General features: G+C 65.2%; 30 protein-coding genes. 10 read left to right on the forward strand and 20 right to left on the reverse strand.

All coding sequences use genetic code 11. From position 1 onward, the window contains the following. Positions 1 to 97: 97 nt before the first annotated feature. The 3 genes from BLT60_RS18165 (at position 98) to BLT60_RS18175 (ending at position 2,478) form a co-directional block, all read left to right on the forward strand. On the forward strand, positions 98 to 1,165 hold the full coding sequence (locus tag BLT60_RS18165; protein ID WP_090878605.1) for an AI-2E family transporter: 1,068 nt from the start codon (positions 98 to 100) through the stop codon (positions 1,163 to 1,165). 95 nt (positions 1,166 to 1,260) lie between these two features. Next, positions 1,261 to 1,803 (forward strand): adenine phosphoribosyltransferase, encoded by a 543-nt coding sequence (locus tag BLT60_RS18170; RefSeq protein ID WP_090878607.1) that lies wholly within the window; start codon positions 1,261 to 1,263, stop codon positions 1,801 to 1,803. A 6-nt stretch (positions 1,804 to 1,809) separates the two neighbouring features. Next, positions 1,810 to 2,478, forward strand: coding sequence for a glutathione S-transferase (locus tag BLT60_RS18175; protein ID WP_090878609.1), 669 nt, complete (start codon positions 1,810 to 1,812; stop codon positions 2,476 to 2,478). Between the two features lie 22 nt (positions 2,479 to 2,500). Here BLT60_RS18175 and BLT60_RS18180 read toward each other — a convergent pair whose 3' ends face one another. Together BLT60_RS18180 and BLT60_RS18185 are read right to left on the reverse strand one after the other, a co-directional pair. Next, the gene (locus BLT60_RS18180; protein ID WP_090878611.1) at positions 2,501 to 2,977 is read right to left on the reverse strand and encodes a MaoC family dehydratase; all 477 of its coding nucleotides are present in this window, start codon (positions 2,975 to 2,977) and stop codon (positions 2,501 to 2,503) included. Further along, positions 2,974 to 3,426 carry a MaoC family dehydratase gene (locus BLT60_RS18185; protein ID WP_090878612.1) on the reverse strand — a complete coding sequence of 151 codons (453 nt, stop codon included), beginning with the start codon at positions 3,424 to 3,426 and terminating at the stop codon, positions 2,974 to 2,976. The genes BLT60_RS18180 and BLT60_RS18185 overlap by 4 nt, the downstream gene beginning before the upstream one ends. 167 nt (positions 3,427 to 3,593) lie before the next feature. On the opposite strand from BLT60_RS18185, the gene BLT60_RS18190 reads away from it, so the two are divergent. Continuing rightward, positions 3,594 to 4,793 carry an MFS transporter gene (locus BLT60_RS18190; protein WP_244521340.1) on the forward strand — a complete coding sequence of 400 codons (1,200 nt, stop codon included), beginning with the start codon at positions 3,594 to 3,596 and terminating at the stop codon, positions 4,791 to 4,793. Positions 4,794 to 4,811: 18 nt separating this feature from the next. On the opposite strand, the gene BLT60_RS18195 is transcribed toward BLT60_RS18190, so the two are convergent. Both BLT60_RS18195 and ychF read right to left on the reverse strand, forming a co-directional pair. Further along, the gene (locus tag BLT60_RS18195; protein WP_090878616.1) at positions 4,812 to 5,354 is read right to left on the reverse strand and encodes a cupin domain-containing protein; all 543 of its coding nucleotides are present in this window, start codon (positions 5,352 to 5,354) and stop codon (positions 4,812 to 4,814) included. Between the two features lie 24 nt (positions 5,355 to 5,378). After that, entirely contained in the window at positions 5,379 to 6,476 is a 1,098-nt protein-coding gene (gene ychF, locus BLT60_RS18200) for a redox-regulated ATPase YchF (RefSeq protein WP_090878618.1), read from the reverse strand. A 197-nt stretch (positions 6,477 to 6,673) separates the two neighbouring features. On the opposite strand from ychF, the gene BLT60_RS18205 reads away from it, so the two are divergent. The 3 genes from BLT60_RS18205 to BLT60_RS18215 all read left to right on the forward strand — a co-directional run bounded on the left by BLT60_RS18205 (position 6,674) and on the right by BLT60_RS18215 (position 10,158). Next, positions 6,674 to 7,627 (forward strand): TAXI family TRAP transporter solute-binding subunit, encoded by a 954-nt coding sequence (locus BLT60_RS18205; RefSeq protein WP_090878620.1) that lies wholly within the window; start codon positions 6,674 to 6,676, stop codon positions 7,625 to 7,627. A 75-nt stretch (positions 7,628 to 7,702) separates the two neighbouring features. Beyond that, positions 7,703 to 9,805 carry a TRAP transporter permease gene (locus BLT60_RS18210; protein WP_090878622.1) on the forward strand — a complete coding sequence of 701 codons (2,103 nt, stop codon included), beginning with the start codon at positions 7,703 to 7,705 and terminating at the stop codon, positions 9,803 to 9,805. Next, positions 9,802 to 10,158: a DUF1850 domain-containing protein gene (locus BLT60_RS18215; RefSeq protein WP_090878624.1), complete on the forward strand. Its 357-nt coding sequence runs from the start codon at positions 9,802 to 9,804 to the stop codon at positions 10,156 to 10,158. Before BLT60_RS18210 ends, BLT60_RS18215 begins: the two co-directional genes overlap by 4 nt. A gap of 7 nt (positions 10,159 to 10,165) precedes the next feature. Here the strand turns inward: BLT60_RS18215 and pth are convergent, their stop codons facing one another. From pth to BLT60_RS18255, 8 genes are all read right to left on the reverse strand, one after another. Continuing rightward, entirely contained in the window at positions 10,166 to 10,864 is a 699-nt protein-coding gene (gene pth, locus BLT60_RS18220; RefSeq protein ID WP_090878626.1) for an aminoacyl-tRNA hydrolase, read from the reverse strand. Between the two features lie 36 nt (positions 10,865 to 10,900). After that, positions 10,901 to 11,563 carry a 50S ribosomal protein L25/general stress protein Ctc gene (locus BLT60_RS18225; protein ID WP_090878628.1) on the reverse strand — a complete coding sequence of 221 codons (663 nt, stop codon included), beginning with the start codon at positions 11,561 to 11,563 and terminating at the stop codon, positions 10,901 to 10,903. 146 nt (positions 11,564 to 11,709) lie between these two features. Beyond that, positions 11,710 to 12,642: a ribose-phosphate pyrophosphokinase gene (locus BLT60_RS18230; protein WP_090878630.1), complete on the reverse strand. Its 933-nt coding sequence runs from the start codon at positions 12,640 to 12,642 to the stop codon at positions 11,710 to 11,712. A 123-nt stretch (positions 12,643 to 12,765) separates the two neighbouring features. After that, complete coding sequence (locus tag BLT60_RS18235; protein WP_139167885.1) at positions 12,766 to 13,257, reverse strand: hypothetical protein; 492 nt, start codon at positions 13,255 to 13,257, stop codon at positions 12,766 to 12,768. Between the two features lie 105 nt (positions 13,258 to 13,362). Further along, positions 13,363 to 14,175, reverse strand: a complete 813-nt coding sequence (gene pgeF / locus BLT60_RS18240) for a peptidoglycan editing factor PgeF (RefSeq protein ID WP_090878634.1) — start codon at positions 14,173 to 14,175, stop codon at positions 13,363 to 13,365. A 12-nt stretch (positions 14,176 to 14,187) separates the two neighbouring features. Then, entirely contained in the window at positions 14,188 to 15,276 is a 1,089-nt protein-coding gene (locus BLT60_RS18245) for a class I SAM-dependent methyltransferase (protein ID WP_244521324.1), read from the reverse strand. Next, the gene (gene lgt, locus BLT60_RS18250; protein WP_090878636.1) at positions 15,273 to 16,136 is read right to left on the reverse strand and encodes a prolipoprotein diacylglyceryl transferase; all 864 of its coding nucleotides are present in this window, start codon (positions 16,134 to 16,136) and stop codon (positions 15,273 to 15,275) included. Before lgt ends, BLT60_RS18245 begins: the two co-directional genes overlap by 4 nt. 160 nt (positions 16,137 to 16,296) lie before the next feature. Continuing rightward, on the reverse strand, positions 16,297 to 16,716 hold the full coding sequence (locus tag BLT60_RS18255) for a MerR family transcriptional regulator (protein WP_090878638.1): 420 nt from the start codon (positions 16,714 to 16,716) through the stop codon (positions 16,297 to 16,299). 1 nt (position 16,717) lies between these two features. Here BLT60_RS18255 and BLT60_RS18260 point away from each other — a divergent pair, with 1 nt between their 5' ends. The 3 genes from BLT60_RS18260 to merA all read left to right on the forward strand — a co-directional run bounded on the left by BLT60_RS18260 (position 16,718) and on the right by merA (position 19,079). Then, positions 16,718 to 17,191: a mercuric transporter MerT family protein gene (locus BLT60_RS18260; RefSeq protein WP_244521325.1), complete on the forward strand. Its 474-nt coding sequence runs from the start codon at positions 16,718 to 16,720 to the stop codon at positions 17,189 to 17,191. 27 nt (positions 17,192 to 17,218) lie between these two features. Next, positions 17,219 to 17,551, forward strand: a complete 333-nt coding sequence (locus BLT60_RS18265) for a cation transporter (RefSeq protein WP_090878640.1) — start codon at positions 17,219 to 17,221, stop codon at positions 17,549 to 17,551. A gap of 127 nt (positions 17,552 to 17,678) precedes the next feature. Beyond that, complete coding sequence (gene merA / locus BLT60_RS18270) at positions 17,679 to 19,079, forward strand: mercury(II) reductase (protein ID WP_342028620.1); 1,401 nt, start codon at positions 17,679 to 17,681, stop codon at positions 19,077 to 19,079. A 296-nt stretch (positions 19,080 to 19,375) separates the two neighbouring features. Here the strand turns inward: merA and BLT60_RS18275 are convergent, their stop codons facing one another. The 8 genes from BLT60_RS18275 to BLT60_RS18310 form a co-directional block, all read right to left on the reverse strand. Beyond that, positions 19,376 to 20,566: an MFS transporter gene (locus BLT60_RS18275; RefSeq protein WP_090878644.1), complete on the reverse strand. Its 1,191-nt coding sequence runs from the start codon at positions 20,564 to 20,566 to the stop codon at positions 19,376 to 19,378. 190 nt (positions 20,567 to 20,756) lie between these two features. Next, positions 20,757 to 21,200, reverse strand: coding sequence for a cupin domain-containing protein (locus tag BLT60_RS18280; protein WP_210185642.1), 444 nt, complete (start codon positions 21,198 to 21,200; stop codon positions 20,757 to 20,759). A gap of 89 nt (positions 21,201 to 21,289) precedes the next feature. Next, positions 21,290 to 21,814: a YbhB/YbcL family Raf kinase inhibitor-like protein gene (locus BLT60_RS18285; protein WP_090878648.1), complete on the reverse strand. Its 525-nt coding sequence runs from the start codon at positions 21,812 to 21,814 to the stop codon at positions 21,290 to 21,292. A 114-nt stretch (positions 21,815 to 21,928) separates the two neighbouring features. Further along, the gene (locus tag BLT60_RS18290; RefSeq protein ID WP_090878650.1) at positions 21,929 to 22,744 is read right to left on the reverse strand and encodes a helix-turn-helix transcriptional regulator; all 816 of its coding nucleotides are present in this window, start codon (positions 22,742 to 22,744) and stop codon (positions 21,929 to 21,931) included. A gap of 130 nt (positions 22,745 to 22,874) precedes the next feature. Beyond that, the gene (locus BLT60_RS18295) at positions 22,875 to 23,771 is read right to left on the reverse strand and encodes a mechanosensitive ion channel family protein (protein WP_210185643.1); all 897 of its coding nucleotides are present in this window, start codon (positions 23,769 to 23,771) and stop codon (positions 22,875 to 22,877) included. Positions 23,772 to 23,808: 37 nt separating this feature from the next. After that, positions 23,809 to 24,798, reverse strand: coding sequence for a DUF3618 domain-containing protein (locus BLT60_RS18300; RefSeq protein ID WP_175478518.1), 990 nt, complete (start codon positions 24,796 to 24,798; stop codon positions 23,809 to 23,811). Then, a complete protein-coding gene (locus tag BLT60_RS18305) occupies positions 24,798 to 25,214 on the reverse strand; it encodes a phage holin family protein (protein ID WP_090878943.1) in 417 nt (138 codons plus the stop codon). Before BLT60_RS18305 ends, BLT60_RS18300 begins: the two co-directional genes overlap by 1 nt. Positions 25,215 to 25,255: 41 nt before the next feature. After that, a complete protein-coding gene (locus tag BLT60_RS18310) occupies positions 25,256 to 25,867 on the reverse strand; it encodes a nutrient deprivation-induced protein (protein WP_139167886.1) in 612 nt (203 codons plus the stop codon). Between the last annotated feature and the right edge of the window lie 30 nt (positions 25,868 to 25,897).

Consider the following 25,897-nt stretch of genomic DNA (forward strand, 5'->3'; position numbering starts at 1 on the left):
CTTGGGCGATCGGGTTATGTCGCTGACCCCTGCGAAGACCTGCGTAATTGCGTAGGATGGCGCCGTGAATCGGCGGATCGGGGGCGGGCGTAGCGACATGACTGGGGAACCGAGCCGCTTCGTCACGCTGGTCCTTGCCGTCGTCCTGGCGTTTGTCGTCGGCTGGCTTCTGGTCATAGGGCAGGGGATTCTCCTGCCGATCTTCGCCGCGGTCATCGCGGTCTACGTACTGACCGCGGCTGCCGACGCGATGGAGCGCGTTCCCGTCCTCCGTCGCCTGCCGCTCTTCCTGCGCCGGCTTCTCGTGCTCATCGGCTTCACCATGAGCTTCGTGGCGCTTGGCATCGTCATCGTCGTGACGGTCAATCAGCTCATCGAACTGGTCCCGGTCTATCGGCAGAATCTCGAAACGCTGGCCATCCAGTTTGCCGACCTGATCGGGATGAAGGAACACCCGACCTGGGACGACATCCACGAGGCGACGATCGGGCGCATCAACATCCGGGGCCTTCTGACAACGACGCTGGGCTCGGTCGCCAATCTCGGGACCACCACCTTCCTCGTGGTCGTCTATGCCGTCTTCCTGATGTCGGAGCGTGGCACCTTCGTCGGCAAGCTCGGCGCCGCCTTTCCGCAGGGCGACAGCGCGGAATTGACCACCCAGCTCGTTACCGACATCAACCGGCGGATCGGCGAATACCTGGCGATCAAGACGCTGGTCAACGTCATCCTCGGCGCTGTTTCCTATGTCGTCCTGCTGATCATGGGAGTTGACTTCGCGCTGTTCTGGGCGGTGATGATCGGGCTGTTCAACTACATCCCCTATGTCGGCTCCCTGATCGCAGTGGCGCTGCCGGTGATCCTCTCGCTCGCCCAGTTCGGGTCGGTGGCGACGACCGTCATGCTGGCGGCGCTGCTGATCATTCCGCAGGTTTTCGTCGGCAACTTTCTCGAACCGAAGCTGCTGTCGAAGCAGCTCAACCTGAGCCCCTTTGTCGTGCTCGTCGCCCTGGCGGTGTGGACCGCGATGTGGGGCCTGCCCGGGGCAATCCTGGCGATACCGATGACCTCGATGCTGGCCATCATCTTCGCCGCCTTCCCGGCGACGCGGTTCATCGCGGTCCTGCTGTCGGAGCGGGTCGATGAGCGCCATCACGGCGCGTGAGGATCGGCCTGCTCGCATAGCCTCCGTCCAGCGACTTTGCTAAACGGAGGCGCCACTCGAAAATCCGCCGCCCACCGACACCCAGAGTCCCGTCCATGCCCGCTGACACCGTCGACCTGAAATCGTTGATCCGGACCATTCCTGACTATCCGAAGCCGGGTATCCTGTTTCGCGACATCACGACGCTGCTTGCCGACCCGGTTGGCCTTCGGGCGGCGGTCGATGGCCTGGTCTGGCCGTTCCTCTCCTCCGGCATCGACTATGTCGCGGGGATCGAGGCGCGCGGCTTTATCCTCGGCGGCGCGGTGGCGCATGAACTCGGGCGCGGCTTCGTCCCGATCCGCAAGAAGGGCAAGCTCCCGTCGCGGACCATCGGCCAGGACTACAGCCTCGAATATGGCATCGACACCATCGAGATCCACGCCGACGCGATCCACCACAATGCGCGGATCCTGCTTGTCGACGACCTGATCGCCACCGGCGGTACGGCCGAGGCTGCGACCGAGTTGATCCGCCGCTCCGGCGGCGAGATCGTCGCAGCCGCCTTCGTCATCGATCTTCCCGACCTCGGCGGGGCGGCGCGCCTGGCCGCCAAGGACGTCGCCGTCCACACCCTTGTCAGCTTCGAAGGACACTGACCTCGCATGCCCGACCTCCGTATCTACATCGGCTATCGCACCGTTTCCTCCTGGTCGCTGCGCGCCTGGCTGCCGCTCACCAAGGTCGGCGTACCCTTCGAGGAGACGCTGATCCGCTACCGGCTGCCGGAGCACAAGCAGCGGCTCGTCGAGATCTCGCCGACCGGCAAGGTGCCGCTGCTCGTCCATCACCGCGATGGTGAGGAGATCAAGGTCTGGGACTCGATCGCGATCGGCGAATATCTCGCAGATACCTTCCCCGAGGCGCGGCTATGGCCGGCCGATCCGGTGGCGCGGGCCTTTGCGCGCTCGATCTCGGCGGAGATGCATAACGGCTTCCGGGCGCTGCGCGAGCACCTGCCGATGGCGCTGCTGGAGCGGACACCGAAGACCATCGACGATCCGGAAGCGCGGGCCGACATTGCCCGCGTCGCCGAGATATGGCGGCAGGCCCGCGACAACTGGGGCCGCAAGGACGGCGGGCCCTGGCTCTTCGGGCACTACACGGTCGCCGATGGCATGTATGCGCCGATCGTCACGCGGTTCCGAACTTACGGCGTGACGCTCGACCCGATCTGCGAGGCGTATATGGAGGCGGTCTGCGCCGACGCCGATCTCAAGGCCTGGGAGGCGCAGGCCGAGATCGATCCGCCGCAGGAGCCGCTGATCGGCTGAGGTCGGTCGCCGCTGGCAAGCGTCAGGGGGCGGCGTTCCGGGCCACGAAGACGTGGCCGATGAAGCTGAACACCGGCTCGCCCTTCTGGTTGGCGCCGGTGGTCTCGATCGAGACCAGCCCCCATTGCGGCCGCGACTTCGATACGCGCTTTGCGCTCACCTCGCCGACAAAGGCGATGGTGTCATCGGGATAGACGGGCCGGATCCACCTGAGATCGTCGAAGCCGGGGGAGGGACCCATCGGCGCTGCCGGTCGGCCGCTCAGCCGGGCCCGCTCCGCTTCCCTGGCGAAGTATCGCGACAACAGCCCGACCATGACCGAAGCGGTGTGCCAGCCACTGGCGCAGAGACCACCGAGCAGGCTGTCGGCGGCGGCGTCTTCGTCGACATGGAAATGCTGCGGGTCGTAGAGGCCGGCGAAGCGCTTGATCTCTTCCCTGGTGAAGGTATGCGCTCCGAAGTCGTGCGCACTGCCGACAATGATGTCGTCGTAGATCATCGAGCCGGCCGCCGTTCGAACATCACGGGGTTTTCCATCCACATGACGATGTCGCCGGACTGGTTGGATACCTCGTGGCGGAAGCGCACGATGCCGATCGTCGGGCGGCTCTTCGATGCGCGCGCCTCGAGAACGGTCGACGTGCCGGTCAGCCGGTCGCCGGGGCGCACCGGGCGGCGCCATTTCAGCGTTTCGATTCCGGGCGATCCCATGCAGCGCGAATCGAGCAGGTAAGCGTCGCAGACCATGCGCATGAACATCGCGCAGGTGTGCCATCCCGACGCCGAAAGCCCGGCTGTCAGATCGGTCGGCGCCGCGCGCTCGTCGAGGTGAAATGGCTGGGGATCGAACTCCGCCGCGAAGGCGATGATGTCGCTGCGTTGCACCTGCCGCTCCGGCAGGCGCAGCACGTCTCCCACGACGAAGTCTTCGAAGAATCGTTGGGCCATTGCCTGAACGTTGTCTCGTGATCTGCCGGGTCGACGGCAATCTTAACCGCAAGCGCCAGTATCGGCCGCACCGGCAGCCTGTCAAAGGCAATTCTGGTTTCCAAGACGGCCTGGGGCGGCTATAATTCTAGTATACCCCTCGCGGTTTCGAGACCTCCCCAGTGAACATGTTCGCATTCGCACGCCAGCACGTGCGGCCGCTGGCTTTTGGCGCATTGCACTCCTTCTACTCAGCGCCCGGCCAGACCTTCTTCATCGGCCTGTTCGTCGTCTCCTTCGGTGCCGATTTCGGTCTCGATCCGGCGGGCGTCGGCGCGCTGTATCTGGCTGGAACGCTGGCCTCTGCGGCCACTCTGCTTTTCGTCGGACACTGGATCGACCATATCCGCCTTGTTCATTTCAGCGCCGCAGTTGTGGTGGGTTGCGCCATCGCCTGTCTTGTCACATCGCTTGCCGTCGGGCCTTTGACGCTGTTCTTTGGTCTCTATCTCTTAAGGCTGACTGGGCAGGGATTGATGGTCCATGTCGAGGCGACGGCTACCGCGCGCACCTTCGATCGCGAACGCGGGCGTGCTCTCGGCATTACGGCGCTCGGCATTCCGATCTCCGAGATCATTTTTCCGCCGCTGGTGGTTGCCGGCATCGCCGCGATCGGCTGGCGGCCGACCTATGCGCTGGTCGGCGCGGTCGCCCTGTTCGTGCTGCTGCCGCTGACCCAGTGGCTGCTCTACGGCATAACGCGCTCGCCCCGACGGGAAGGCGGCACCGGCGGTGCTTTCCGGAGCCTGCTGGCGGGGCTGCGGGTCCTGTTACGCTCGCGCTATGTCTGGGCGGCGCTGCCGGCTATGGCGGTTCTGCCGTTTTATGCAACCGCGATCATGTTCCACATTACGACGATGGCCGACATCAGGGGATGGCCCGTCGGGTTCGTCGCGGCGAGTTTTCCGGCCCTGGCGATTGCGAATGTCTGCGGGTTGTTCATCTCCGGCCAGATCATCGACCGGGTTTCAGCGCGCAAGCTCTTCATGTTCCAGATGATACCGCTGTTATGCGGCATGACCGTGCTTGGAATGGTGACTGCACCCTGGGCGCTGCCCGTCGTCATGGCTTCAATCGGGTTCAGCGGCGGACTGTCGAAAACCACGCTGACCGCGGTCTGGGCGGAACTCTTCGGCACCGAAACGCTGGGGACGATCCGCAGCGCAGTCGCGATGTACATGGTGCTGATCTCGGCACTCGCGCCCTTTGTGCTCGGGGCCTTGCTTTCCGCGGGGTGGAGCATCGAGGTGGTAATGACTTGGTTCGTCATCATCGGCGTCGTGTGCATCACGCCGCCCGTCATCGCCGAGCGCTACGCCTTTCGCTGAGATGCTCTGGCGAGGGGATCAGCCGTTCCGCGCTGCTCCGACGCTGATCGACAGGACCGTGCAGGGTTCGTCATAGGGAACCCGCCAGGCGTGGCGCGTGCCGTTCTGGATCAGGATGTCTCCGGGGCCGAGATCGGTCGTCTCGCCGCCTTCCAGTTCGACGACGCATCGCCCGGACATCACATAGACGACGTCGATCGTGTCCGTCCGGTGCATCCCGGGATGCTTCGGGTCCATGTGCTCCAGCAGTCCCGGCAGCTTGCGGTTCATCTCGGCGGCCGCCTCCGCCATGTCGAGGTCCGGCGTCGGCGGTGTCGATGACGGCGGAATGGTGATCTGCTCGACGCGGTATCCGGCGGCCGGTGGGAACCAGGTGGTGTAGTCCGGCTTTTCGCCGCTCGTCGGCAGCGTCTGTGGCCCGTCGGCGCCCCAGATGCTGACGAAGCCGGCGCCGGGCATCATGGCGATCCCGTCGCTCTCCAGCACCGTGTCGCTGGCGATCATCGCCTTGCCGTCAGGCGATGTGCCGGTGACAACCCGGCGGATCTTGAGGCCGCTCATCGCCTCTCTCCAGACAGCGATTTCCTAGACGTTGAACTTGAACAGCATCACGTCGCCATCGGCGACCACGTATTCCTTGCCTTCGTCGCGCGCCTTGCCGGCTTCCTTCGCCGCCTGTTCGCCGCCGAGCGCGACGAAATCCTGGTAGGCGATGGTCTGGGCGCGAATGAAGCCGTGCTCGAAGTCGGTGTGGATGGTTCCGGCGGCCTGCGGCGCGCGGGCGCCTTTCTCCACGGTCCAGGCGCGCGCTTCCTTCGGTCCGACGGTGAAGAAGGTGATCAGGCCGAGCAGGTCGTAGCCGGCGCGGATCAGGCGATCGAGGCCGGGCTCCTTGAGGCCGAGCGATTCCATGAACTCGCGCTGTTCGGCATCGGGGAGCTGGGCGATCTCGGATTCGATTCCGGCGGAAATGACGACGCAGCCCGCCCCCTCCGCAGCGGCCATCTCCTCGACCCGGCGGGAGTGATCGTTGCCGGTGCCGGCCGAGGCTTCGTCGACATTGGCGACGTAGAGCACCGGCTTGGTGGTCAGCAGGTTGAGCGCCTTGAAGGCGGGGAGGTCGGTCTCGGCGATATCGGCGAGGCGCGCCGGCTTGCCGTTATTGAGCTGCTCGAGGGCTGCGTCCATCAGCGCCACTTCGGCCTTGGCGTTCTTGTCGCCCGTCGCCGCGCGTTTGCGAAGCGGCGTCACCCGCTTCTCGAGGCTGGAAAGGTCGGAGAGCATCAGTTCGGTATTCACCGTGTCCGCATCCGCTACCGGGTCGATCGTGCCCTCGACATGGGTGACGTCGCCGTCGTCGAAGCAGCGCAGGACATGGACCACCGCCTCGACCTCGCGGATGTTGGCGAGGAACTGGTTGCCGAGTCCTTCGCCCTTGGAGGCGCCGCGCACCAGCCCGGCGATATCGACGAAGCTGATCCGTGTCGGCACGGTCTGCGCCGACTTGCCGATCGCCGCGATCTTGTCGAGCCGCGGATCGGGGACCGCGACTTCGCCGGTATTCGGCTCGATCGTGCAGAAGGGATAGTTGGCCGCCTGTGCCGCCGCTGTCCGCGTCAGGGCATTGAAAAGCGTCGATTTGCCGACATTGGGCAGGCCGACGATGCCGCATCCGAAACCCATTCAGAAGTACCCTGTTCTCGATTGAAGAAAAAATGCGGCGGCTGCCGCGCTGCTTCTCACCGTACCGCGACGGTCACGTCAAGTGCCGATAGCGCTTGAAAAATCTCGCGCGGGCGTCAACATCGCCCTGTCTGGGGAGTTTCATCAGGCGCCGGCGCGATCCGATGCCAGTGTATCAGTTCAAAGGGAGGTCGAGAATGCGGTTTTCTGACGTGGCGCGGTCCATGGCGATCGGCGGCGTGGCCCTGACCATGGCGGCATTGCCCGTAAAGGCGCAGGATTTCGTCAACATTCTCACCGGCGGGACCAGCGGCGTCTACTATCCGCTCGGTGTCGCGCTCTCCAACCTCTATGCCGAAGCGCTTCCGGACGCCAAGGTCCAGGTCCAGTCGACCAAGGCCTCGGTCGAGAATCTCAACCTGATCCAGCAGGGCAAGGGCGAGGTGGCCTTCGCTCTCGGCGACTCGGTCAAGAACGGCTGGGAGGGAAACACCGAACTCGGCTTCCCCGGCAAGCTCGACAAGCTGCGCGCCATTGCCGCGATCTATCCGAACTACGTGCAGATCGTCGCCAGCCAGGATTCTGGCATCAAGACGCTGGCCGACCTCAAGGGCAAGAGCGTCTCGGTCGGTGCGCCGAAGTCGGGCACCGAACTCAACGCCCGGGCGATCTTCGGCGCCGCGGACATCACCTATGACGATCTCGGCCGCACCGAATACCTGCCTTTCGGCGAGTCGGTCGAACTGATGAAGAACCGCCAGCTCGACGCAACGTTGCAATCGGCGGGACTGGGCGTCGCCTCGATCCGCGACCTTGCCTCCTCGATCCCGATCCAGATGGTCGAGGTTCCGCCGGCGGTGATCGATTCGATCGGCGCGCCCTATCAGTCCGGCGTGATCCCGGCCGGCACCTATGATGGCCAGACCGAAGACGTGAACACGGCGGCGATCACCAACATCCTGGTCACCAGCGCCGATCTCGACGACGACACGGTCTACGCCTTGACCAAGGCGATGTTCGAGAATCTCGACGCGATGGTCGCCGCCCATGCGGCGGCGAAGATGATCAGCACCGACACGGCGACGAAGGGCTTGCCGATCCCGCTCCATCCGGGCGCCGAGCGCTACTACAAGGAAAAGGGAATCCTCTGATCGGGATCATCCCTGTGACCGGGGCGTCACGCCCCGGTCGTTGCCTGGCCGTCAGGAAATGGTGGAGCGTCGCTCATGCCGGTTGAGCGGTCGCATCCGCCGTCCGACGCATCGCCCGAGATCGGCCTGCACGATCCGCTGGCCGACAGTTTCAGCGGCAGCCGGGAAGGGCGGTTGCTGTTCGGGCTCGCGGTCGCCTTTTCGGCCTTCCAGCTGGCGACTGCCCTCGGCCTGCTGGTGCTGCCGAGCCAGATCGTCCGCGCCGTCCATGTCGGGTTCCTGATGCTGCTGGTCTTTCCGCTGATCGGGGTCGCGCGCCATGCGTCCCTGCCGGTCAAGTTGCTCGGCTGGATCCTCGGGCTGATCGGCGCGGCCATCGCCGCCTACCAGTGGATCTTCTACGACGACCTCATCATCCGGGCGGGCTATCCGACCGTCCTCGACCTTGTCGTCGGCACTGCCTTGATCGCCGTCGTCCTGCTTGCCGCGCTGCGGGTCATGGGACCGGCCCTGCCGATCATCGCCGGGGCTTTCCTCGCCTACTGCTTCTTCGGCCAGTACCTGCCGGCGCCGCTGGTTCACCGGGGGTACGACTTCGACCAGGTCATCGACCATATGGCCTTCGGCACCGAGGGCATCTACGGGATTCCCGTATACGTTTCAGCGACCTATATCTTTCTCTTCATACTCTTCGGGTCGTTTCTGGAGCGGGCGGGCATGATCCGCCTCTTCACCGACATTTCCCTCGGCCTTGTCGGTCATGCCCGCGGCGGGCCGGCAAAGGTCGCGGTCATCTCCTCCGGCCTGATGGGCACCATCTCGGGCTCGGGCGTCGCCAATGTCGTCACCACCGGCCAGTTCACCATCCCGCTGATGAAGCGCTTCGGCTATCGCTCGGCCTTCGCCGGCGGCGTCGAGGCGACCGCGTCGATGGGCGGCCAGATCATGCCGCCGGTGATGGGGGCGGTCGCCTTCATCATGGCCGAGACGCTCGACATCTCCTATGCCGAGGTGGTCAAGGCGGCCGTCATCCCGGCGCTGCTCTATTTCGCCTCGGCCTTCTGGATGGTCCATCTCGAAGCCGGCCGGCTCGGGCTCTTCGGCTTGCCGAAGGAGGAATGCCCCTCGGCGCTCAACGCCGTGCGGCGAAGCTGGTATCTGATCCTGCCGCTTGTGGCCCTGGTCTACCTCCTGTTCAGCGGCTACACGCCGCTCTTTGCCGGCTCCGTCGGCCTGGCGCTGACGGTGATGCTGATCCTCGGCACGGCGATCGCCGCCGGCCCGCCGGCGCCCGCGATCCGGATCGTCTTCTGGGTCGGGCTCGGCCTGGTCGCGGCGGCCTTCCTGGAATACGGCGTCTATGTGCTGGTCGGTGCGCTCACCGTGCTGGTGGTGTGGAACCTGTGGTCTCGCGGCGGCCGGGAGACCCTGTGGCTGTCGATCGACAGCCTTGCCGAGGGGGCCAAGATCGCGCTCACCGTCGGGATCGCCTGCGCCACCGTCGGGCTGGTGATCGGCACCATGACCCTGACGGGACTGGCGACGACCTTCGGCCAGTTCATCGTGTCGGTCGGCGGCACCAGCCTGTTCCTGTCGCTGGCGTTGACCATGGTCACCTGCCTGATCCTCGGCATGGGCATCCCGACCATCCCGAACTACATCATCACCTCGTCGCTGGCCGGGCCGGCGCTGCTCGAACTCGGGGTGCCGCTGATCGTCAGCCACATGTTCGTCTTCTATTTCGGCATCCTCGCCGACTTGACCCCGCCGGTGGCGCTGGCGGCCTTCGCCGCTGCGCCGATCGCCCGGGAAAGCGGCATGAAGATCGGCCTGTCGGCGGTCAAGATCGCGCTGGCCGGCTTCGTCATCCCGTTCATGGCTGTCTACGCACCGGCGCTGATGCTCCAGGATGGCGGTCCGCTGGCGGCGACGATCGGCTATGTGCCGGCCGTCGCCTATGTGGTCCTCAAGGTCTGCCTGGCGATCGCGCTCTGGGGCGCGGCTGCGATCGGCTACCTGCGCCGGCCGCTCGCCCTGTGGGAGCGGTTGCTTGCGGCAGTGGCCGCGGCGACCCTCGTCCTGGCCCTGCCCATCACCGACGAGATCGGCTTGGCCCTGTCGGCGGCTTTCGTCGGCCAGCATCTGTGGCGGGCGAGGCGGGCGGAGGCAGTTGCGTGAGCCTTTGCATCTTCGCCGGGGGCAAGGTGCTGACCATGGCGGTGACCGCCTTCACGCTGTCATGGACGCATACGGTCGAGAAGACGACATGGTCCGAGTCATGGCGGGTCCTGCCGGAGGGACTGACCGTCGTCTCGGCCCGTGTCGAGGGTTCCGGCGCCGGCATGGAGCCGCCGCCCGACGCCGTGTTCGACGGGACGGGCTGGACCTATCGGCCCGAGCTTCCGGCGCAGCCGCGCGTCGTGCTGGCCAACTCTGCCGAGGGCGGGACGTGGCGGCTTTGCGGTGGGGATGAATGCCTGACGCTGGGCGGCACCGGTGGCGCGCCGATCGTCCTGGAGCCGTGCCGCTAGATTGCGCTCAGCGGCCGAGGAGTTTCTTCAGGCCGCGGGCAAGGGGACCTTCGCCGGCGCCTTCCTTCTGTTCCGACGCCGATTCACCGGACGCAGGCAAGCCCTTGACCGGCTTGGTCTTCTGCTTTTCCGGCTTGGCCGTCCTGAGTTGCTCATGGACGCGGTTCGAAAAGGTCTGGTCCATGCGCTCGCCCATCAGCGGCGCATGTTCGGCCATCGCCTCGATCAGCGGTTCGAGCCAGGCTTTGTCGGCCTTGGCGAAGTCGTGCAGGACGTAGTGCGGGACCGCTTCCTTGACCCCCGGATGTCCGACGCCGATGCGCAACCGGCGGAAATCCGGGCCGATGGCGCCGGCAATCGAGCGGAGGCCGTTGTGGCCGGCAGCGCCGCCGCCCGCCTTCATGCGGATCTTGCCAGGGGCGAGGTCCACTTCGTCATGGATGACCATGACGTCTTCCGGCTTGAGCTTGTAGAACCGCATCGCCTCGCTGACGGCGCGGCCGGATTCGTTCATGTAGGTCTGGGGTTTGACGAGCAGGCACTTGTCGCCGGCAAAGGTGCCTTCGGAAATCTCGGCCTGGAATTTTCGCCGCCACGGAGTGAATCCGTGACGGCGATGGATTGCGTCGATGACCATGAAGCCGACATTGTGCCGGTTGGCGACGTATTGAGAACCCGGATTGCCGAGGCCGATGAGAAGCAGCATGACTGGCTCTCCCGGAGCCCGATTGCCGGGCTTCTACTAGCTGTCGTCGCCGTCCTTCTCGCCACCTTCTTCGCCTTCGCCGGCTTCTTCGCCGCTGGCAGCAGCTTCGGCGGCGGTCCGCAGCTCTTCCTTGATGCCGGCCGGAGCGGCAATCGTCGCGATGGTGAAATCGCGGTCGATCGTCACCTTGACGCCTGCCGGCAGCTCGATCGAGGAGATATGCAGGGAATCGTTGATGTCGAGGCCGGTGAGATCGGCGACGATGTGATTGGGGATCGCATCGGCCGGGCACTCGAGTTCGACCCTGTGACGGACAACGTTCAGCACACCACCACGGCGGATGCCGGGCGCGGCCTCTTCATTGGCGAAGTGCACCGGGATCTCGACCGTGATGGTCGATCCGGCCGTGATGCGGACGAAATCGACGTGGATCGGCTGGTCGGTGACCGGGTCGAGCTGGAAATCGCGCGGCAGGGTGCGGATCGTCTCGCCATTGACGTCGATCTCCGCGACCGTCGTCATGAATCCACCGCCGTGCAACTTGAAATAGATATCGCGGCTGGATAGCGCGATGGAAATCGGGGGTTCCTTGCCGCCGTAGATGACGGCCGGTATCAAGCCTTGACGACGTACGGCGCGAGCGGCCCCCTTGCCCACTTTTTCGCGTACGGTCGCCGTGAGCTGGTAATTAGCGCCCATCGGACAACTCCTTCATGTTGGAAACCCGCCAAATGGCTGGGTCTATGACCGCGTTGCCTCCAGGGGTGTCGGCGCGGCCGGCTGCGGTATAGACGATGCCGGGTTGCGGTGCAATGCGGGCGGGTGACTGCCGGTTCGGCCGGTCCTCAGTCGAAAAGACTGGAGACCGACTTCTCGCTCGCGGTCCGCGCAATCGCCTCGCCGATCAGGTTGGCGATGCTGCAGACGCGGACGCAGGGGGCGGCCTCGATGGCAGCCGTTGCCTGGATCGAGTCGGTGATCACCAGTTCCTCGAGCTTCGAAGCCATGATCCGCGCGACGGCGCCGCCGGACAGGACGCCGTGGGTGCAGTAGGCGAGCACCGACCTGGCGCCCATCTCCATCAGCACTTCGGCCGCGTTGCACAGGGTGCCGCCGGAATCGATGATGTCGTCGAACAGGATGCAGTTGCGCCCCTCGACGTCGCCGATGACGTTCATCACCTCGGCTTCGCCCGGCCGCTCGCGGCGCTTGTCGACGATGGCCAGCGGTGCATCCAGCCGCTTGGCGAGCGCGCGGGCGCGGACAACGCCGCCGACATCGGGCGACACCACCATCACGTGGTTGAGGTCGTGATGTTCCTTCACGTCCCGGGTCATCACCGGCACCGAAAAGAGGTTGTCGGTCGGGATGTCGAAGAAGCCCTGGATCTGGCCGGCATGGAGATCGAGCGTCAGCACGCGGTCGGCGCCGGCGCGGGTAATCAGGTTGGCGACCAGCTTGGCCGAGATCGGGGTCCGCGGGCCGGGTTTGCGGTCCTGCCGGGCATAGCCGAAATAGGGGAGGACAGCCGTGATCCGCTTGGCCGACGAACGACGCAGCGCGTCGATGATGATCAACAGCTCCATCAGGTGGTCGTTGGCGGGATAGCTCGTCGACTGGATGACGAACACGTCCTCGCCGCGGACATTCTCCATCACCTCGACGAAGATTTCCTGATCGGCGAAGCGACGCACCATGCACTTGGCAAGCGGGACTTCGAGATAAGCCCCGATCGCTTCGGCGAGGGCGCGGTTTGAATTACCGGCGACGAGCTTCATGTGGGTTCCGGCCCGTGGGAGGAGCGACCGACTGCATCTGGGCAATGCGCCGGGCGGGCGGCGCTATGTAACAAGGTGGTTCCCGCAGTGCAAACGCCGAGAGGCATTCCTCAAGCCTATCCGCTAACTATCCACCCATTTCAACAATTCGGCGATCGTCTGCCGCGCGGCCAGATTGACGGTCTCGTTGCCGATGCCCGTCCATGGATCTCCCGTTGCCCGACCACCGGCCTGCTGGCCGGTGATTCGATGCAGCCGGGCGCCCTTGTTGTCGACCACGTCCCAGACATAGACGAGCCGGGTCGACTGTCCGTCCGCCACTGCCGAGACGAAGCCTCGCACCTCGTAGACGCGGGACGGGTTGTTGTTCGGCACCACGTTCAGCCGCTGCGCCGATGCTTCGCGATTGAGGGCTGCCGACAGCGCCTGCAGAACCTGGATCGGTACACCCTCGACGGGCGCAAAGGCAAAGACGGCCGCCGAGCCGGTGACCGGCGGCTTGACCGATGGCTGGCTGGCGCCGGGGGCAAATTGTGTCGTGTTGCAGCCGGCGAGGAGGGTGGCTGCAATCACCAGAATCGCGAAGGATCGTCGGTTCCAGCGCATTTCAGACATAGGTACACACCCCGACACGCCCCTGAGCCTGTCTAGCTCCATTCCGCACAGCGGTCCAGAAACCCGGCGACAAATCCTGTGGGGGACGGTCGGCCGGAAACGCTGTCAATCCAGCGTGATGGCCGAGAGCAGGCGGCCGTAATCGGCTTCGCCCCGGTGGGTTGCTCGCCGGTAGGAGAAGAAGCGGTCCTCGTCGGCATAGGTGCACAGGCCGAGATCAGCCGCCAGCACGCCGGCGGAGAGGAGGCGGGCGACGATGAAGCTGGGGAGGTCGAACATCGCATGGCCGTCGCGGTCGGACGGGCCGAAGAAGCGGCTGTTGGTCGGATCGGCCGCCTCAAAGGCGTCGATCAGCTCGCCGCCAACCTCGTAATTCGCCCGCGAAATCGTCGGACCGAGGACCGCGACGATGCGCTCGCGATCGGCGCCAAGTCCTTCCATTGCCTCGATTGTTGCTTCGAGAACGCCCCCCAGCGCACCGCGCCAACCGGCGTGCGCGGCGGCGACGACACGGGCGGCCGTATCGGCAAAAAGCACCGGCCCGCAATCGGCGGTTCCGACGCCGACGGCGATGCCGGGGCGATTGGTGACGACGGCGTCGGCTCTTGGCCCTTCGCCGACTGGCCAGACCTTGTCGACGACCACGGCGATGTTGCTATGTATCTGATAAGGCGTCGCTAATTGCTCGTGATGAACGCGGAGCGTGCGGGCGGCGCGGGCTCGATTCTTGAAAACGAAGCCCTTGTCGTCCTTCGAGCCGACGCCACAGTTGAGCGATGCGTAGATGCTCGACGAGACCCCGCCCTCGCGGGTGAAGAAGCCGTAGCGGATGCCCGGCAAGGCGTCGAGAAGGCCATGGCCGAGCGTGCGCGGCTTCACCGCCTCGCCACTCCATGACACCCGTCCAGATCTCAGCATCCGCCCGATTCCTCACGCCTTTTCAGGATCATCCGCGTCGAAGACGGCGAGCGCAAGGCCGGGCGCGGAAACGGCGAGAACCTTGAAAATTTCCCCCATGCCGGCCGGGGAGGCGAGGCGCTCGACTGCCCGTTCCAGCGCTTCTCCGGTCGCCGCGTCCTTGCCGCGGGCGAGGCTTGCGGCACGTTCGGACAGGCCCAGGCGGGCGAGAAACGCCCCCTGCGACAGGAGCGGGCGCGGACGGGCGCCGACGGAACGCGCCGTCTCACCCAATGTCCCGAAATCGACATGGGCGGTGAGGTCGGCCTCGCCGGGAGCGGCCAGCGGATCGTCATATTCGTGTCGTCGGACCGCCTGGAAGGTGTCGCCGGCGGCGGGGCCGGAATAGCCGTAGTCGATGAACAACCCGGCGCCGCCTTCGGCCGCGATCCGGCCGGCGAGCGTCGCCATGATGGCTGTCGCGGCGGGGGCAGTCTCGACGATTGCACCCTCGGCGACGTCGTTGCCGAAACCCGGCGGCGGGGGCGCGGGGCGCAGGCCGAAGGCGAGGGCGCCGGTCTCGTCGAGGCCGATCATGCGTTCGGCCCAGCCGGTTTCGGTGCGGAGGAACTGGCGGATCGGCAGGGCGTCGAAGAATTCGTTGGCGACGACGATCAGCGGACCTGACGGCAGGTCGTCGATGCGTTCGTGCCAGGTCGGGGCGATGCCGGCGGCGGCGAGGGTCTCGGCCTGGATGGCGCGGAGGCGGGGGCTGGTCTCGACGAGGTGGACCCGGGCCGCCTCGACGAAAGCCGGGCGGAGGTGGGCGGTGCGCATCAGGTCGCTCATCAGCGTGCCGCGGCCGGGGCCGAGTTCGGCCAGCACGAACGCCGCCGGTGCGCCCATCGCCTCCCAGACGGCGACGGTCCATGCGCCGATCAGTTCGCCGAACATCTGGCTGACCTCCGGCGCGGTGACGAAATCGCCGCCACGGCCGAAAGGCTCGCGGGCTAGGTAGTAGCCATGCTCGGGATCGCCCAGGCAGGCGGCCATGTAGTCGGCGATGGTGATCGGGCCGTTGGCGCGAATGCGCGCGGCGAGTTTTTCGCCGAGCGGCGTCACTCGACCGGGGACTCGCCGCCCCGCCGCGCGGCGGTGGGCGCTACCGGTCGACGCCGCGACGCCCAGACCATCAGGATGATGCCGGCGATGATCATCGGCACCGAGAGCAGCATGCCCATGGTCAGCCCGCCGGCCAGGTAGCCGATCTGGATGTCGGGCTCGCGGAAGAATTCGACGAAGGTGCGGGAGACGCCGTAGCCGGCGGTGAAGGCGCCGGCGACGAAGCCGGGGGTCCGCAGCTTGAGATAGCGGTGCGTGAGAATCCGGCACAGCACGAAGAGGCCGATGCCCTCGAGCCCGGCCTCGTAGAGCTGGCTCGGGTGGCGCGGCTCCGTCCCGCCGAAGGGAAAGACAAAGGCCCAGGGGGCATCGGAAAATCGACCGAACAACTCGCCGTTGACGAAATTGGCGATGCGCCCGAGGAACAGGCCGAAGGTCACCGAGGGAGCGATGACGTCGATCAGCGACCAGACCGGGATCTTGCGCAGCCGGGCGAACAGGATCATCGCCAGCGTCGTGCCGAGGAAGCCGCCGTGGAAGGACATGCCGCCCTGCCACAGGGCGAAGATTTCCAGCGGGTTCTCCTGGAAGCGCGGCAGGTCGTAGAAGAGCACGTAGCCGATCCGGCCACCTAAGATGATGCCGAGGGTGCACCAGACGACGAAGTCGTCGATATCGGCCGGCTTCATCGGCGAGCCGGCAGGCCCCCACAGCCGCTGGTTCGAGACCAGCCGCTTGGCGTACCACCAGCCGAGAAAGATGCCGACGATATAGGCCAGCGCGTACCAGCGCAGCGCGAAGGGGCCGATCTCGATCAGCACCGGGTCGATGGTCGGAAAGGGCAGGGCGAGAAGGGACATCGCGGGCGCGGCTTCCAATGGGGCTCCGCGCCGGCGTCGTCAGGTCAGGCGCGGGGGCGAAGCAGGGGCAGGTTATCCCGAATGTCGCGAGGCGGGGCAAGGGTGAGAGGTGAGACGATCTCCGGTGGCGGATTTGCCGCGCCCCGTAAATCAGCCCAATTCAATGCCATGAACCGAGCACTTCGAGAACCGGGCATTCGGGCACCTCTTGTCCGGAGCATTGCGCCGCAGTCCTTGCCAGAACGCGCTCGACCCGCTTCAGATCGCGAATCTTGGCGCGAACGTTTCTCAGATGTTCATCGGTGCGCTTCTTGACTGCGGCACAGGTTTGAGTGTCACCGTCGACGAGTTCAAGCAGTCCCTTCATCTCCTCGATGGAAAAACCGAGTTCTCGTCCGCGCAGGATGAAACGGATCCGGACCGCGTGGCTTTCATCATAGACACGGTAACCCGCCGGAGTCCTTGGCGGGTCGGGCATCATGCCGATCTTTTCATAGTAGCGAATAGTCTCGAGATGACAGCCGGTCTTGCGCGCGAGTTCCGCCCGCTGAAAACCCTTCGCAAGAACGTGATCGCTCATCGTGCTGCGCACCCTTGAGTCTGTAGGAAGTACAGACCCTACCCTGCTCTGCATGGAAACACGAGATGTGACACAAACGAGTGACCACGACGCTCGAGCCGGACCGGCCGATTTGTCCGATGCGGCTCCGGAATCCAGGCAAGGATGGTTTGCCGCCGGTGGGATCGCCGGCGCTATCCTCGCCTCATCCTGCTGCATCGTTCCTTTGGTTCTTGTGACGGCAGGTGTCTCCGGCGCCTGGATCGGCGGCCTCGCTTCGCTGGAGCCCTACAAGCCCTACTTTGCAGCGTTCTCACTAATCTTCATCGGGCTCGGCTTCTGGCGAGTCTATTTCAGCGTGAGACCCGAATGCGCTGCAGGAGACTACTGCTCCAAGCCGCGATCGTCGGTGATCACTCAAACAGCACTCTGGAGTGCAACCGCGCTCGTTCTTCTCGCCTTGACCATCAATTGGTGGGCTCCGCTTTTCTACTGACGAGCCCGGAATTCGAGGAACAATCGTATGAAACGTCCCCTGACCGTCGCAGCGCTTGCCGTGGCCCTAGGGAGCGTTGGCGCCCTGTCGGCGCCGGTCATTCCGATTTTTGCCGCGCACTCAGAACAAGCACAGGCCGCGGACGTCGAGACGGTGACCTTCGCGATCGAAAACATGACCTGCGCACTCTGTCCGATTACTGTCAGGACGGTGATGGAACAGGTCGACGGCGTTCGATCGGTAAAGATCGATTTCGATGCCAAGACGGCCCTTGTGTCGTTCGATCCATCCGTTGCGACGGCCGAGGCGATCGCAGCGGCGTCGACGGATATCGGCTATCCGGCGAAGCCCGCGGATTAGCATCGGCTCTGCCACACCCGAAGGCGCCTGTTTTCGCGACGACGATTCACAACCCCTTCGTCGGTCCATTCCAGGACCCTGCATCGAAAGCACCGACATGATTGACTGCTGCGAGACAGACGCAAAGATGGATCGCTACGACCTCGCCGTCATCGGTGCCGGTTCGGCGGGCTTCTCCGCCGCGATTACGGCCGCGGAACAAAGGGCGCAAGTCGTCCTGATCGGTCATGGCACGATAGGCGGAACCTGCGTGAATGTCGGTTGCGTTCCTTCCAAGACCATGATCCGCGCGGCGGAAGCCTTGCACAGCTCCCGCGCGGCCAGTCGGTTTCCAGGCGTCTCGGGCGAGGCCCATCTCAGTAGCTGGCGGGATCTGATCGCAGCGAAGGACGATCTGGTCACGACGCTCCGACAGAAGAAATACATCGACCTGCTGCCGGACTATAACGGTATCGCCTATCTCGAAGGCGAAGCGCTGCTGGATGACCGAGGCGTTCTCGTCAATGGAGGCGTCGTCGATGCCGGCAGGGTCATTATCGCGACCGGATCTTCACCATCGCTGCCGGACATCCCCGGCGTAGCGAACATTCCCTATCTGACCAGCACCACCGCGCTGGATCTGACCGAGTTACCGCGCTCAATGATCGTGATCGGTGGTGGCTATATCGGTTGTGAACTGGCGCAGATGTTTGCGCGCGTCGGCACGGAGGTGACATTGGTGACCCGTTCGCGCGTGCTGCCGGAAGCGGAGCCGGAGATTTCCGACGCGTTGACCGGCTACCTCCGCGAAGACGGTATCACCGTCCGCTCCGGGCTCGCCTATCGCCGGATTGACCGCAGCGCGGACGGGATCGCTCTAGCCATTGAGATGAGCGACGGAGAATGTGAAACGCTCATCAGCGAGCACGTGCTGATCGCGACCGGTCGGTCGCCCAATACAGGCAAATTGGGACTGACCAAGGCAGGCGTGGAGTTGACGGCCGAAGGCGGTGTGTCCATCGACGATCGCATGCGCTCGTCGAAAAGCGGGGTATACGCTGCGGGGGACGTCACCGGTCGAGATCAGTTTGTCTATATGGCCGCGTATGGTGCGAAGCTGGCGGCGCTGAACGCGCTCAACGGCGATCGTCTCGTCTATGACAACACTGCCATGCCCTGGGTCGTATTCACCGATCCCCAGGTCGCCGGCGTCGGCATGAGCGAGGCGGCAGCGAACGCCGCGGGCTTTGAAACGAAGACTTCGATCGTCCCGCTTGACCAGGTACCGCGGGCACTTGCCGCGCGTGACACGCGGGGTCTCATCAAGCTCGTCGCCGACGCCAGGACGGATCGACTGCTTGGCGCGCAACTGTCGGCGCCAGAGGGCGCCGACAGCATCCAGACCATGGTTCTGGCGCTCAAGCATGGAATGACGGCAAAAGCACTCGGCGAGACGGTGTTCCCGTATCTGACAACCGTCGAGGGCCTTCGACTGGCAGCCCAGGGTTTCGGGAAAGACGTCAGTAAACTTTCCTGCTGCGCTGGCTAACGGGGCAATCTCCCGCAGGGACGGGTTCGCCGCGACCCATTTCGCCCGGAGGGGACTGGTGTCGTGGTGTGGGGCTGTCCCGCGGGCGCCGAGGCGCTGCGATTGCCGGGCGCGCGCTGGAAACACCGGCGGTCAGCCCCGCAGAGCGGGGATCCAGTAAACGATGTCGTGATTCGTTCTGCGCCGGCATCGGTTACTGGTTCCCCTTCCCTCGGCCCTTCGGGCCTCGCCGGGGATGACAGTCGCGCGAAGGTCGGCCGCGCGATTCATCCCGGCCGGGGAAACGCGTGGCCACGTCAGGCGCCGGACGGGGCGGAGACATCGGCCCAGGTCCGTCGCAACGCTCCGGCGGTGATGAAAAGGCCGGCCACCACGGTCAGGCCGAGCGCCAGCGGCAGGGTGAAGGCCTGGGCAATGAAGCCGATGATCGGCGGGGCCAGCAGAAAGCCCGCGGTCAGGCCGGTCGCGGTCGCGGCGACGCCGACGGCCGGCTCGACCCCAGGCATGTGGCTCGCCTGGCTCATGAAGAGCGGTGCGAGGTTGGCCGCGCCGATGCCGATGAGCAGGAAGCCGGAAGCGCTGAGCAGCGGCCAACTCGCCGACAGGACGACGACCATGCCGAGGGCCGCCGTCAGCCCGCCCGCGACCACCACCCGCCTGGCGCCCAACCGCTCCACCGCCTTGCCGCCGGCGAAGCGCGACACCGCCATGGCCAGCGCGAAGAGCCCGAGCCCGCTCGCCGCGTCGCCCGCGCTCATGCCCTTCTCCGTCGTCAGGAAAAGCGCGCTCCAGTCGTTGACGGTGAACTCGATGGTATTCGACAGGAAGGCGAGCAGGACCAGTCCGAGCAGCGCCGGCGGCGGAAGGGTGAACCGCGGTCCCTTCTTCGTCCCGGCCGGTCCCGCGGTTTCGTCGGCGAGAAGCCATCGTCCCGCGATCAGCGCGATCGGGATGAGGATCGCGCCGGCCGCGACGACCCCGCTGCCGTCGTCCCAGCCGTGATTGATCATCGTGCCGCCAGCAACGGATGCGAGCAGCACGCCCGAGGAGAAGAAGCCGTGGAAGACTGACATGGACGGTCGCGCACGCGCCGTCTCGATCCGCGATGCCTGCGTGTTGACTGAGACGTTCAGCGCGCCGCCGACCATGCCTGTCGCGATCAGGGCAACGAAGAGCAGTGGCACGTTCGGCACGTTCACCACCACCGGGAAGGCGATCAGGAACGCGACCGCGAAGACGACCGTGGCGCGCTTCGATCCGACCCGGCCGACAATCAGGCCGGCGACCGGCTGGAAGGCCAGCGATCCCACGCCGAGGCAAAGGAGCGCGAGCCCGAGGACGGCCGGCTCCAGCCCCAGCCGCCCGGCGACCACCGGGATGTGGACGAACCAGAAGCCGACGATCGACCCGAAAATGAGGAAGACGGTCGAGGCGGCGTATCGGGCGCGGCGCACCTCGAACGGCTCTCCTGGATAGTCGCGCGGCATGGCCGTATCCGTACAATGCGGAAATCGAGGTGGTCAGCAGGCCGGAACCGGTCATCCGTGCCCATAGCCGGCGGGCGCTGTCAATCCCGGCTGCCGAGGCATGCGCCGGGGGGAACGGTAACGGGAGGACGGCCAGTCTTCGGACTGTGCGTCGGCGGTCGTCCTGGCTGTCATCCCGCCATAGGGGAGGCTACCTCTTCGCGCCGGCCTCCGGTTCGGTGATCGCATCGTGGTCGACGAGGTTCCATTTCATGCCGGCGTTGCGGTAGATGCGCTTGCCGAGGCGCGGGTAGTCGCCGACGTCGTGCGCAAGGCGTTCGCCGGCAACGATGCATCGCAATGTCACCGTCCCGGTATTCCTGATCGAATGGGCGAGGCCGCCCTTGCGGTATCCCACGAAATCGCCGGCCTTCAGGGCGTAGCTGCGGTCGCCGATCATCGCCGTCGCATTGCCCTCGAGCACGAAGACGCATTCGTCCTCGTGGTGATGGACGTGATGCTCCGTGGTTTCATGCCCCGGATCGACCTCGATGATGTGAAAGCCCAGCCCCGTGAGGCCGGCGGCGTCTCCAAGCGACTTGTTGATTCGCACCGCCCCGGGATTGAGGAAGTGCGCCTTCCGAAGACCCTTCATGTCCGCGATCTCCTCGCGCGTGATCAAGTATCCGGGCTCTTCCATGTCAGAGACCTCGCGTGCCGGCGACGCACCAATTGCAGCGCGGTTCATCGTCCATATTTCGCTGTGATCGATGCCCTGTCGATTGCGGCGTTCTGGACATAGAAACCGACAAGTGCGCCTGAAGCCGTCTCGTCCAGCGGCAGGGCCTCCTGCGGCATCGCGTAAACGGTAAAGACATAGCGGTGCGGCGCCGACCCCTCGGGCGGACAGGCGCCGCCGAAGGCATTCTGCGAAAAATCATTTCGCGCCTCGACCATGCCACTCGGCCCGGGAACACCGTCCGTGCCGACGCCCTCCGGCAGCGACGTGACACCGGCCGGGATGTTGATCGCCGCCCAATGCCACCATCCGGATCCCGTTGGCGCGTCCGGATCGTAAGCCATGACGACGTAGCTTCTCGTCGCCTCCGGCGCGCCGGACCACGACAACGATGGCGACAGGTTTTCGCCATCGCATCCGAAGCCCGCATAGACCTGATCCCGGTCCATCAACCGACCTTCGGCGATATCGTCGGATGTCAGGCGCATTTCCGCCAAAGCCGACGCATTGAGGAGCGGCAGCAGGGCCATGGCCAGGCCGGCCCGGCGTAGTCTCGAATGGATTGCAGCGATCATCGGGAACTCCTTCAAGGTTCCCGACCATCGCTACATGCCCGGCTGCTGCGTCGCGGTGCCGGACCGATCTTATGCGGTGCCGATCCGATCAATCCGTTCATTCACGTCGGCCTGGCGGACATGCGACGGTGAAATGCCGAAGCGTTCCCGAAATCGGACCGCGAACCGCGAGGGCGAGGCGTATCCGACGTCGAGCGCAATCCGGTTGATCGGCAGATCGGTCGTCTGGATCATGCCAAGGGCAAAGGTCATTCGCGCGTCCATCAGGACATCGCCGAACGTCGTGCCTTCCGCTGCCAGACGCCGCCGGAACGTCGCTTCGCTGACCCCAAGGGCCCGCGCCGCGTCGATCGCACGCCATGCCGCATCCGGCTCGGCCGAGATCAGACCGCGAAGCCGATCGACGAAAGACGGCGCCAACCTTGGCCCGAAGCCGATACCGTCTTCATAGAGCCAGAGGATCACCTCGCGGAGCGCGTGTTCCCGCAGACGAACGGGCGTCAGAGGGTCTTCGACGCAGGCGCTCGCCCGTTCAAAGGCCTCAACGGTGCGGTCGTGCGCGGTGGCGCGGAATGGATCGCCGTCGAGCAGATCATCGCGTCGCAGACCATCCAGAATGCGATCGTCGACAACCAGGGCGTTTGCCGCATAGATCCCGCCGGGGGGAGGCCGGTTCTCGATTGTCAGCGGCACGCGCGGCGAGATCACGCCAAGTGACCCCGTCTTGAGGTCCACTCCGTTTCCTCCGGCCCGAATCCGTTTCGTGCCACTCCGCACGAACATGATCGCAGTCCTGTCGGCCGTCAGGGCCCTGAAAACGGCGCGGCGCGATTGCCGGACCAGAAGCAGCGGAGACATGGTCATGGCCGGGTATTCGGTTGTCATTTCGGATCCGGGTCCTGACAGGCAACCCGTTTGTTAGCGACTTGGCGCAGGGCCTTCAATCGTTGTCCGGACGACGGGTGCCGGCGCCTGGGGCGGAATGCCTCCGATCCTGGAAGGGGGCGGCTCGACCCTATGTCGCGGTTTCCGGTTCTGCTTCATCTTCCGGGCCGAGGACCTTCAGGGGTTGCTTGAAGGTCAGCGTCCGGTACGGGAACGGAATCTCGATGCCGGCGGTATCGAGGGCGGACTTGATCGCGGCGACGGCCTTGTCGCGCGAGGCGTGTTCGTCGGCCGGCGTCGAGCCCGCCCACCAGCGGACGAGGAAATCGATCGAGGACGAGCTGAATGCCTGGGCGAAGACCTCGACCTTTTCGTCGGTCCGCGTCTCCGTAGCGTTCTCCACCGCCTCGGCGATGACGGTGCGGCTTCGATCGACATCCTCGCCGTAGGCGACGCCGACGACCAGGGTGATACGGCGCCTCGGGCGATCGGTGAGAACGGTGGTCGGATTCTTGTAGATGTAGGAATTGGGAACCAGGATCAGTTCGCCTGACCGCTTTCGGACATACGTATCGCGGATCGTGATTTCCTCGACGCGGCCGGAAATGTCGTCACAAACGATGTCATCGCCGATGCGCATCGGCGCGCGCAGCAGGATAAGCAGCCCGGCGATGTAGTTCTCGAAGATATCCTTGAAGGCGAGACCGACGGCAATCGAGCCGATACCCAGCCCGGCCAGCAAGCTGGTCGGGGTCAGCCCCGGAAAGGCAATGGTCGCGGCAACGAGGATGCCGAGCACCCACGCGCCGATGCGGGCGAGCGACGACAGCGCCCGTCGCAAGGAGGGGCGCGCTCGCCACTTGCGGGTCAGCTTGCGCCCCGCCTTGCCGAGCAGGAAGACGGCAATCCACGTGGCGACAAGAACGAACGCCGCTGCAATCAGGTTTGGCGTCAGCGCGATCAACCCGCGCAGCAGGTTGCCGATCTGATCCTGGATGATCGTCAGCGGCGCAATTTGTCGATCCAATGGACGGCGCCTTCCTCTGGACCCGGATTACCCGGCATCAGGACGAACCGGCTCGCTTTCCGTTGCCGAGGTCGGCCTCGATGGCTTCCACCGCTTTCGATGCATGCTCGGTCGTCTTTTCATAGACGTCCGCGACTTGCTCCCGGGCCGTGTCGTAAGCCCCCTCCGCCTGACGGCCGAGGCTTGACTTCAATTCGTCGGAAGCAGCCCCCATTAGTTCGTCTTCGCTTTCGGTGCGGGGGAACGCAGCGGCGATCGCGGCCCCGGCGGCAAATGCCAGCGCCCCACCGACGAGCGGCTGGTTGCGGAAAGCAGCGACCACGGTTTCGTTGATCTGCCTCGCCTGATCGGTCGTGCTGCGCCCGGTTTGCGATGCCATGTGGGCGACGCGTGATGCGCCCGCGCCAAGGCTGTCCCTGGCGTCTTGGATGGCGTCGATCGCACTACGCCACGTGTGCGATGCCCATTCGGATGCATCGTCGAGGAGGGCGCCTGCCTCGTCCTTGAATGCTTTCACCTCCTTGCCGGTCGCGGTGGTGAACCCGCGATACGTATTCCCCGCCTCGTCGACGAAATGCCCGGCCCTGCGGCCCGTTTCGTCGGACAGGGCCTTGAACTTCGAACCGGCTTCGTCGGCGAACTCGACAAAGTGCCGGCCCGGCTCGTCGCTTGACCGGCGGACGCGTCTGAGGCTCTCACCGGCGATCGGCATGAGTGGGTAAAGCTCGTCGTCGGATCGATAACCATCGGTCCGCGCGGGACTGGCATCCGCATCGCGCCGCGTCTGACTGGTCATCAGCCATGCCAGGCTGATGCCGAGAAGGGCGACCGGCAGCGGGTTGGCGACAGCCGTCTTGCCGAGATTGCCAACGAACGCACCCCCGCTGTCCTTGGTATAGGCAAGGACCTCGTCGACGAGTTGACCAGGCGACAGGCGGGCCTGGAGGTCATCAATGGTGGCGTCCACCCGGGCACGCTGCGCTTCGATTTCGCGCTGGAGCCGATCCGTGCTGACTTCGGTGCTCATCATATTTTCTCCTTAACGAGATGAACGTCACGATCGAGCGATCGCACGGTCTTCGGGAGGCCGAGATTCGATGCCTTGAGGGCGTTCATGGCGCGCGACAGGAGCACCCAGGCGATCACCGCCAGCACCACTCCGACGATGCCGGCGGAGAGCGAACTCGCCCCGGTCTCGCCCATTCCCTGAGCGACAAACAGCGCGGCAAGGGCCGCGACCAATGCCGACAACAGGACGCCCAGCGCGGCGATCATCAGGACCGCGGCAGCGAGCAAGAGTTCGAGCGCCCCAATTGTCTGCGAGACCTTTTCCGTTGCCTCGGCCTTGGCAAGGCGCAGTTCATTTCGAAACAACCCGATGACATCGTCAGCCAACGTCCGAACAAGATCGGCAATCGACGGTGATGCACTTTCCCTGGACATCATTTTCTCTCCTCAATCCTGTCGAACCGGACAGCGGCGGTTCATCGGGCGGCTTTCGGAACGCCTGAAGTCGGCCGTGGCGAAACGTTGGGTTGGCTCGACGGCGCCGAAGAGTCGTTCTTCCGCTTCGCGGCGGAGGCGAGCGCGAAGCGTCCACTGGCGAAGCCGGCAAGCGCGGCGAGACCCAGGAAGGCAACAGGCTGCTTTCGCCCGAAATCCTCCGCCATCGCTACAAGATCGCCAACTTCACGATCCTTCAGCGTGTGCGACGCACGGTCGACGCCGTCGGCAAGGTCGCGCGCATACCGCGCGATCGCGTCGTCGTCCCGTTCCTTCAGGCTCTTGGCGACGTCGTTCAGCGCAGACGCCACGCCTCCAAGACGATCGGCGGCGGCGTTCTTCTGTTCGCCAGCAAAGGAGGCGGCTTTCTTCTCGATCACGCCAGCCTGCTTCTTCGCCTCCTCGGCAAGGTCCGAACCAATCTCGGCGGCCTTTGACTTGACGGCGTCGATGTCGCGCTCGGCGCGTCCCGCAACTGCGGACACACCGTCTTTCTTTTCTTCCTGACCCGGATGGGTGTTTTGTGAATCTGCCATCGTGGCTTCCTCCTCCACAGAGAGACATTTCTCAAAACCAACTTTCGGTGTGAGCATTTGTTCCTCTGGTGGCGGGATTTCTCCGAT

The organism is Bauldia litoralis (assembly GCF_900104485.1).
GTDB classification, from domain to species: domain Bacteria; phylum Pseudomonadota; class Alphaproteobacteria; order Rhizobiales; family Kaistiaceae; genus Bauldia; species Bauldia litoralis.

What these genes read in the sequence shown, in the direction of transcription:
- BLT60_RS18225 (WP_090878628.1), bottom strand. Translation starts at nt 11,563, where the DNA reads ATGGGCGCTAATTACCAGCTCACGGCGACCGTACGCGAAAAAGTGGGC.
- BLT60_RS18265 (WP_090878640.1), top strand. Translation starts at nt 17,219, where the DNA reads ATGAAACGTCCCCTGACCGTCGCAGCGCTTGCCGTGGCCCTAGGGAGC.
- BLT60_RS18235 (WP_139167885.1), bottom strand. Translation starts at nt 13,257, where the DNA reads ATGTCTGAAATGCGCTGGAACCGACGATCCTTCGCGATTCTGGTGATT.
- BLT60_RS18180 (WP_090878611.1), bottom strand. Translation starts at nt 2,977, where the DNA reads ATGATCTACGACGACATCATTGTCGGCAGTGCGCACGACTTCGGAGCG.
- BLT60_RS18230 (WP_090878630.1), bottom strand. Translation starts at nt 12,642, where the DNA reads ATGAAGCTCGTCGCCGGTAATTCAAACCGCGCCCTCGCCGAAGCGATC.
- BLT60_RS18290 (WP_090878650.1), bottom strand. Translation starts at nt 22,744, where the DNA reads ATGACAACCGAATACCCGGCCATGACCATGTCTCCGCTGCTTCTGGTC.
- BLT60_RS18195 (WP_090878616.1), bottom strand. Translation starts at nt 5,354, where the DNA reads ATGAGCGGCCTCAAGATCCGCCGGGTTGTCACCGGCACATCGCCTGAC.
- BLT60_RS18310 (WP_139167886.1), bottom strand. Translation starts at nt 25,867, where the DNA reads ATGCTCACACCGAAAGTTGGTTTTGAGAAATGTCTCTCTGTGGAGGAG.
- lgt (WP_090878636.1), bottom strand. Translation starts at nt 16,136, where the DNA reads ATGTCCCTTCTCGCCCTGCCCTTTCCGACCATCGACCCGGTGCTGATC.
- BLT60_RS18285 (WP_090878648.1), bottom strand. Translation starts at nt 21,814, where the DNA reads ATGGCCCTGCTGCCGCTCCTCAATGCGTCGGCTTTGGCGGAAATGCGC.
- BLT60_RS18255 (WP_090878638.1), bottom strand. Translation starts at nt 16,716, where the DNA reads ATGAGCGATCACGTTCTTGCGAAGGGTTTTCAGCGGGCGGAACTCGCG.
- BLT60_RS18210 (WP_090878622.1), top strand. Translation starts at nt 7,703, where the DNA reads ATGCCGGTTGAGCGGTCGCATCCGCCGTCCGACGCATCGCCCGAGATC.
- BLT60_RS18205 (WP_090878620.1), top strand. Translation starts at nt 6,674, where the DNA reads ATGCGGTTTTCTGACGTGGCGCGGTCCATGGCGATCGGCGGCGTGGCC.
- BLT60_RS18275 (WP_090878644.1), bottom strand. Translation starts at nt 20,566, where the DNA reads ATGCCGCGCGACTATCCAGGAGAGCCGTTCGAGGTGCGCCGCGCCCGA.
- merA (WP_342028620.1), top strand. Translation starts at nt 17,679, where the DNA reads ATGGATCGCTACGACCTCGCCGTCATCGGTGCCGGTTCGGCGGGCTTC.
- BLT60_RS18190 (WP_244521340.1), top strand. Translation starts at nt 3,594, where the DNA reads ATGTTCGCATTCGCACGCCAGCACGTGCGGCCGCTGGCTTTTGGCGCA.
- BLT60_RS18300 (WP_175478518.1), bottom strand. Translation starts at nt 24,798, where the DNA reads ATGAGCACCGAAGTCAGCACGGATCGGCTCCAGCGCGAAATCGAAGCG.
- BLT60_RS18185 (WP_090878612.1), bottom strand. Translation starts at nt 3,426, where the DNA reads ATGGCCCAACGATTCTTCGAAGACTTCGTCGTGGGAGACGTGCTGCGC.
- ychF (WP_090878618.1), bottom strand. Translation starts at nt 6,476, where the DNA reads ATGGGTTTCGGATGCGGCATCGTCGGCCTGCCCAATGTCGGCAAATCG.
- pgeF (WP_090878634.1), bottom strand. Translation starts at nt 14,175, where the DNA reads ATGCTGAGATCTGGACGGGTGTCATGGAGTGGCGAGGCGGTGAAGCCG.
- BLT60_RS18305 (WP_090878943.1), bottom strand. Translation starts at nt 25,214, where the DNA reads ATGTCCAGGGAAAGTGCATCACCGTCGATTGCCGATCTTGTTCGGACG.
- pth (WP_090878626.1), bottom strand. Translation starts at nt 10,864, where the DNA reads ATGCTGCTTCTCATCGGCCTCGGCAATCCGGGTTCTCAATACGTCGCC.
- BLT60_RS18175 (WP_090878609.1), top strand. Translation starts at nt 1,810, where the DNA reads ATGCCCGACCTCCGTATCTACATCGGCTATCGCACCGTTTCCTCCTGG.
- BLT60_RS18165 (WP_090878605.1), top strand. Translation starts at nt 98, where the DNA reads ATGACTGGGGAACCGAGCCGCTTCGTCACGCTGGTCCTTGCCGTCGTC.
- BLT60_RS18280 (WP_210185642.1), bottom strand. Translation starts at nt 21,200, where the DNA reads ATGAAGGGTCTTCGGAAGGCGCACTTCCTCAATCCCGGGGCGGTGCGA.
- BLT60_RS18170 (WP_090878607.1), top strand. Translation starts at nt 1,261, where the DNA reads ATGCCCGCTGACACCGTCGACCTGAAATCGTTGATCCGGACCATTCCT.